Source organism: Bradyrhizobium sp. P2_E8, from assembly GCF_056403875.1.
Genome location: NZ_JBFUES010000416.1, coordinates 1 through 6,208 on the forward strand (window position 1 = coordinate 1; position 6,208 = coordinate 6,208).

The window sequence follows — 6,208 nt, forward strand, 5'->3', positions numbered from 1 at the left end:
CCGAGGGGCCGATCGTTTGCGCAAGAGTGGTCATGGGCCTGCCCTGATCAAGACCGTGATCGTCATCGCGAGATTACGCAACCTTTGCGGGCGCGCAATCCCCTCGCAGGATTTTGGTCGCACCGGCCCGCATGCGCGTTCACCGCAAGCGAGGACAACGGAGTGAAGGGCCGCCCGTGGGCGGCCCTTCTGCTTCACGCGCTCTCGGGCGCCTTGAGGCGCACGAGCCGGGTCAGGAGGGCATCGAGGCCCTCGCCGTTGCCGGCATGGAGGTCGATGCGGCCGACCTTCTCGACCAGCCGCTCCAGCGACTCCAGCTCCTTGAGCCGCAGCAGCAGGGGGTTCTCCTCCATCAGGCGGGCGGTGTTCAGGAGCGAACGCGTCGCCGCGGTCTCCTCCTGCCGACGGATCAGGTTCGCCTTCGCAACCCGCTCCGCCTCCACCACCTTGTTCACCAGCTCCCGGATCTCGCCGGGCAGGATCACATCCTTGACGCCGAGGTCGGTCACCTCGACGCCGGACTCCGCGACGCGTGCGCGCACATAGTCGCGCAGCTCCGCATCCAGCGCCGCCTTCGCAGACAGCACCTCGTCCAGCGTCCGGCCCGCAACCGCCTCGCGGATCGCGAACTGCACCAGGCGGTACAGCCACGCATCCACGTCCGGCACGGTCGCAACCGTCCGCTCGGGATCGACGATCCGGCGGAACGCCGTCAGCGTCACCCGCAGCGCGATGCGGTCCTTGGTCAGCATCTCCTGCGCGGTGATCTCGACCGCCTGGGGCCGCAGGTCGAGGCGCTTCACCTCGATCTTGCGGCCGACGGTCCAGAAGGCGTGCCGGCCGGGCGCAAGCCGCTTCACGAGCCGACCCTCGACATAGAGCAGGCCCGCCTCGTGGTTCTCGACCACCGCTTCCATCACGACGGTCGAGCGGTTACGCTCGATCATGGTCAGGTGCCGCGCGCCAACACGGGGATCAGCGGACACATCGATGCGCTCGACATCGATGCGGGTCGCGACCTTCCAGTAGACGCGCACCTGCCAGGGCGTCATCRGATGCACGGGCCGGCCGTCGAGGCTGACGATGGCGATCTCGTCCGCCTTGGTCTCGACCGCCTCGAACAGATCGGCGGCAAGATCGGGCCGCGCGGCCTTCAGCACCGCGTAGCGATCCGCAGGGAATTCGCTGCGGACCACATCGAGCACCTCGGCCTTCAGCTCGTGCAGGGGATCGAACAGGCGATGCTTGCCGGGCGCGAGCACGCGCACGAGCTGCCCGTTGCGCGTGAGCAACGCACGCTCGCCATCCTTCACCGTCACGTTCAGCGTCAGCAAGTGCCAGGTCATGACACGCCTCCTTCATGTTGCCTCCGGCCAAACGCGGCCGGACAGCTGGTTTCATTTGCAAAGGACGTGAGGACGCGGACGACGCTTCCCGGGAAATCGGCGGGCCAGGGCTTGAGCTTGCATGACGACGGGCGCACGCGCGCGATCGCTCGACGCGTGTCGAGCGGTCATGCGGAGCCACCCGGCATCAGCGCAAGCGGTATCTACCCGCGGCGCAAAGCCGGTCTCACAGTGTCCAGGTTCGGACGGAAAGCCTTTCGGCAAAACGGCCGGACTGCGACTGAAGCGCGCGTCCGGTCCTCGTCAGAGGTATCAGCTTTTCAGGCTGAAACGGAGCGCTGGAGCGGGATTCGAACCCGCGTCACGATGATTAACAGTCATCTGCTCTACCAAACTGAGCTATCCTTTGTGCAAGAGACCGGAATCGAACCGATACCTTCGGGTGCAACCCGACGCTCTCCATGAGCTACGTCCTGCGGTTTTCTTCGTTCGGCGGAACACGAGACCGGAAACCGGATCGCGCCAGTCGGGATCTCACGAGCCCGAACCCATGGCCTAGCGAAGGAGCGGGCTAATAGACGAAGCACGTTCGGGGTGCAAGGGGGAAAGCTGAGATTTTTCGCCACGCGCCTTGCGCTGTGACGCGATCGTCACACCGCGACGTGACGTCAACTGCGCGACATCTCCTGGAAACACGCCCTCACCCAGTCGATCGTCACGCGCGTTGCGGCGTCGCGCTTGAGGTGGTTCTGCACGAGCAGCCAGACGTCGCGCCGCTTCGGCAGCAGCGTGGCACGCAGGCGGCGATCGCCGAGCAAGTCCGCGCAACTATACTCCGGCAACACGCCGGCGGCCTGATGCGCGCGGATCAGATTACGGATGACGCGAACGTTGTCGGTGACGCAGCGCGCGCGAGCTTTCTTCGTGCGCAGAAATTGCATCTCGGGAATGGCACCGAGTTCGTCCGGATAGGCGCACAGCAGCGGCTCGCCCTCGGTCGTAGCAGGCTCGAAATAATGGAGCTTGACATCGCCGAGCCTGGAGATCGCGAAGTCGCCCTTGTCGGGTTTGCGCAGCCGGATGGCGAGATCGGCCTCCCAGCGCGAGAACTTGACGTTCTCGCTCGAGGTGAGGAATTGCAGCGTCAGGCCGGGATTGGCGCGCAGGAAGTCGCTCGCGCGCGGCGACAGCACCTCCTCGGCGACCGTGTTGGTGGAGGCGATGCGCAGGCGTCCCACCGGACCTGCCAGGCTCTCGCCGACGCGACCGATCTCGGCGGCATGTGCGGCCATCACCTCGACATGCGCCAGCACCGCCTCGCAACTCCGCGTCGGCCTGCGGACGCCGTCGGCGGCCTCGAACAGACGCAAACCGAGCGCACGCTCGATGCGCGACAGCCTGCGCCCGACCGTCGTCTCGTCGATGCGCAGCCGCGCGCTGGCGCCGGCGTAGGTGCCCTCGTCCCTGACGGCAGCGATGATGCGCAGATCGTCCCAGTTCATTGCGCGAGGTTATACCGGCCGGGCGCAGCCTGCAATATTGCAGCCACCCGCTGCAATATCCCTGCATATCGGCAGGCATTCCCGGGGCTATGTTCGCAGAGCCTTTTGCTCCGGAGATTTCCAAAACCATGACGACCGCAAAGACCCTGCTGCAGCTCGCCGGTGCCGATCTCAACCTGCCGCGTCTTGGCGACGCCGCGCTGGTGCTGATCGATATCCAGAACGAATATCTCGCAGGTCCTCTCGCTTTGCCCGACGCGGGACCTGCGATCGCGCGGGCGGCTGCGCTCCTTGCACGGGCACGCGAGAGCGGAGCCGCGATCATCCATATCGCCCATCGCGGCAAGGCCGGCAGCCTGTTCGATCGCGGCGCTGAGCGCGGCGCCATCGTCGCCGAGCTGAGCCCCCGTGCCGGCGAGCTGGTGATCGAGAAGGAGTTGCCGAATGCGTTTGCCGGCACTGATTTGCAGGCGCGCCTTGCCGCAACCGACAGGAAGAACATCGTGCTGGCCGGCTTCATGACGCATATGTGCGTCAGCTCCACCGCCCGTGCCGCGCTCGACCTCGGCTTTCGTACGACCATCGACGCCGACGCCTGCGCCACGCGCGACCTGCCCGACGGCCGCGGCGGCACGCTGGACGCCCGGACCATCCACGAGGTTGCACTCGCCGAGCTATCCGACCGCTTCGCGATCATCGCGCGCGGCGATGCGCTGAAATAACGGAGCAACGCGATGCTGCAACTCTATTTCTCGCCGATGGCCTGCTCGCTTGCGAGCCGCATCGCGCTGTTGGAAGCCGGCCTCGATGCGCGCTATCATCAGGTGCATCTCTTGACGAAGCAGGTCGTGGACGACGGCAGCGATTTCCGCGGCGCCTCGCCGAAGGGCGCGGTGCCGGTCCTGGTGCTGGAGAACGGCGAACGGCTGACCGAGAGCGCGGCGGTGCTGCAATACATCGCTGATCTGAAGCCGGAGACGGGGCTCGCGCCGCAGTTCGGCGATCCCGATCGCTATCGCCTCCAGGAATGGCTGAGCTTCATTGGCACCGAGATCCACAAGGCGTTCCTGTTTCCGACCTTCTGGTACAAGGACGACGGCTCGCTCGCCAAGCCGCGTGCCCGCATCGCGCAGACATTGTCGGTACCATCAGCGCACCTTGCGGGCCGCGAATTCCTCGTCGGTCACCGCTTCACCGTCGCGGATGCCCACCTCACCTGGGCCTTGCTGCTGCTGCGGCCCGCGGGGGTCGACGTCGCGCAATGGCCATCCCTGTCGGCCTATCTCGAACGCATGCAGGCGCGGCCCGCCGTGAGGGAGGCGATCGCCACCGAGATGACGCTACGCAAGACCGTCGACGCGAGCCGGGCGTGACAGGATGTCACGGACGACCAATCTGACGGTTCCACAGCGAGGGCATTGATGCCCGCGCGGCATGCGCTAATCTGGAGGGATATTTTTCAATATTTCCTTGGAGGGCATTCATGCGTGCTCTTTCCAGATTTTGCCTGGCCGAACTCTGCCTGACTTTCCTCGCGTGCTGGCTGTGCCTGGGTCCCGCATCGGCGGAGACGCGGGTGGCGCTGGTGATCGGCAACGGTGCCTATGCCTCGACGGCGCAGCTTCCCAACCCGTCGCACGATGCCGAAGACGTAGCAAGCTCGCTCAAGCGCAGCGGTTTCGAGGTGCTTCAGGGCATCGACCTGCGCCAGGCCGACATGCAGGACCTGACCATCCGCTTCGCGCGCGCCGCGAGCCGGGCCGACGTCGCCATGTTCTACTACAGCGGCCACGCGATGCAGTACAACGGCGTGAACTATCTGATGCCCGTCGATGCCGTGCTGACGGATGAAGCCGACCTCAAGCGCTTCGTGCGGGTCGACGACATCGTGAACGATTTGCAGCAGGCCAAGAACCTGCGCATCCTCGTGCTCGATTCCTGCCGCGACAATCCGCTGGCGGAAAGCCTGAAGCGCTCCGCCGGCATGACGCGCGCCGCCTCGATCGGACGCGGGCTGTCGAAGGTCGAAGCGCCGCGCGGCACGATCGTGTCGTTCTCGACACAATCAGGGCAGGTCGCCGCCGACGGCACCGGTCGCAACAGCCCCTACACGACGGCGTTCCTGAAGCACATCGAGGAGCCGCAGGAGATCGGCGACGTCTTTCGCGACATCAGCAGCGACGTCTATGACAGCAGCGGCAAGACCCAGCTGCCGGAGCTGTCGCTCTCGATCATCGGCAAGTTCTACCTGAACGGGCCGGTGTCGGTCACGGTCGCGCCAGCGGCCCCGCAAGCCGCGCCGCGGCCTGATCCCTGCGCGGCCGCAGAGGCCCATTGGAAGGCTGCGGATGGCATCGGCACGCTGGGTGCCTACGAAGACCATCTCGCCCGATTCCCGAATTGCATCTTCGCCACCCTCGCCAGGGCGCGAATTGAAGGCCTCAAACAGAAGACGGCGCTTGCGCCGGCATCCGGCGAGACCAAGAACTTTGACGGCAAGTGGGACGTCACCGTGAGCTGCACCTCTTCCGGCAAGGCACAGGGCTACACGAGGGCCCTGTCAGCCACCGTCACGAACGGCGTGTTACACGCCGAAGATCCGGACCAGCGAACGACCAACACGCTTCTGATCGACGGCCAGATACCACCCGACGGAAAGACCACGCTGAGTGCCCGGGGCCTGACAGGCCAGAGCACCTATACAGTCAACAATGCGCCGCCCGGCTCGCCCTATGCGTACACGATCGACGCGCAATTCGAGCGCACCCGCGGCAGCGGCAAGCGCAACGAGCTTCGTCCCTGCACTTTCACCTTCGTGAAGCGATAGAGCTCCGGAACGGCGCCCGCGAGCGCCTCAATCCACCCGCGCCAGCACCGCGAGCTTGCGGATGCCCTTGTTGCGGTAGGCGTCGAGGAACGCGTAGTAGTCCTTGAACGACACGCAGCCGTTGGAGTCACCGTTCGGCCCGAGCATGAAGGTGTGCGCGAGCAGGCCGTCGCGGCCGTAGATCGCGCTCTCGCCGCCGATCGGGGTCAGGCGCAGCGCCGGCACGCCGTGGAACAGCGCCTCGCGCGGCTTCAGCGTGTAGATGTGCGGCGGCGTCACGCCGCGCATGCGGACGCGCGAGGAACGGGGATCGTCGAGATTGGAGCCGAGGCCGGAATGCGCCTCGAGCTTGGTGCCGTCGGGCAGATAAACCATCTTGGCGGTGATGTCGTAGACCGCGGTGTCGCGCTCATAGGGCGCCGAACCGCCGAGCATGGGGTTCTGCTCCCTCGGCGCGATAGATGCGGTCACGCTGGCATCGGCCGAGGCATAGGCCAGCAGCCCGCCGGAGGGCTCGCGCTTGCCCCAGAGCT

General features: G+C 66.0%; 6 protein-coding genes and 2 tRNA genes. 3 read left to right on the top strand and 5 right to left on the bottom strand.

The window, feature by feature from the left end:
• Positions 1-194 precede the first annotated feature (194 nt).
• The 4 genes from AC1D00_RS22180 to AC1D00_RS22195 form a co-directional block, all read right to left on the bottom strand.
• On the bottom strand, positions 195-1,346 hold the full coding sequence (locus AC1D00_RS22180) for a slipin family protein (RefSeq protein ID WP_477012130.1): 1,152 nt from the start codon (positions 1,344-1,346) through the stop codon (positions 195-197).
• Positions 1,347-1,685: 339 nt separating this feature from the next.
• Positions 1,686-1,751, bottom strand: a tRNA-Asn gene (locus tag AC1D00_RS22185).
• 4 nt (positions 1,752-1,755) lie between these two features.
• Positions 1,756-1,823: transfer RNA gene (locus AC1D00_RS22190), tRNA-Ala, on the bottom strand.
• Positions 1,824-2,014: 191 nt separating this feature from the next.
• Positions 2,015-2,848 carry a LysR family transcriptional regulator gene (locus AC1D00_RS22195; protein WP_477012131.1) on the bottom strand — a complete coding sequence of 278 codons (834 nt, stop codon included), beginning with the start codon at positions 2,846-2,848 and terminating at the stop codon, positions 2,015-2,017.
• 128 nt (positions 2,849-2,976) lie between these two features.
• On the opposite strand from AC1D00_RS22195, the gene AC1D00_RS22200 reads away from it, so the two are divergent.
• The 3 genes from AC1D00_RS22200 to AC1D00_RS22210 all read left to right on the top strand — a co-directional run bounded on the left by AC1D00_RS22200 (position 2,977) and on the right by AC1D00_RS22210 (position 5,675).
• Positions 2,977-3,570: a cysteine hydrolase family protein gene (locus AC1D00_RS22200; RefSeq protein ID WP_477012132.1), complete on the top strand. Its 594-nt coding sequence runs from the start codon at positions 2,977-2,979 to the stop codon at positions 3,568-3,570.
• Between the two features lie 12 nt (positions 3,571-3,582).
• Entirely contained in the window at positions 3,583-4,221 is a 639-nt protein-coding gene (locus AC1D00_RS22205) for a glutathione binding-like protein (protein WP_477012133.1), read from the top strand.
• A gap of 110 nt (positions 4,222-4,331) precedes the next feature.
• On the top strand, positions 4,332-5,675 hold the full coding sequence (locus AC1D00_RS22210; protein ID WP_477012134.1) for a caspase family protein: 1,344 nt from the start codon (positions 4,332-4,334) through the stop codon (positions 5,673-5,675).
• 27 nt (positions 5,676-5,702) lie between these two features.
• On the opposite strand, the gene AC1D00_RS22215 is transcribed toward AC1D00_RS22210, so the two are convergent.
• Positions 5,703-6,208: DUF2778 domain-containing protein (locus AC1D00_RS22215; RefSeq protein WP_477012135.1), on the bottom strand; the 506-nt coding region annotated here is incomplete at its 5' end.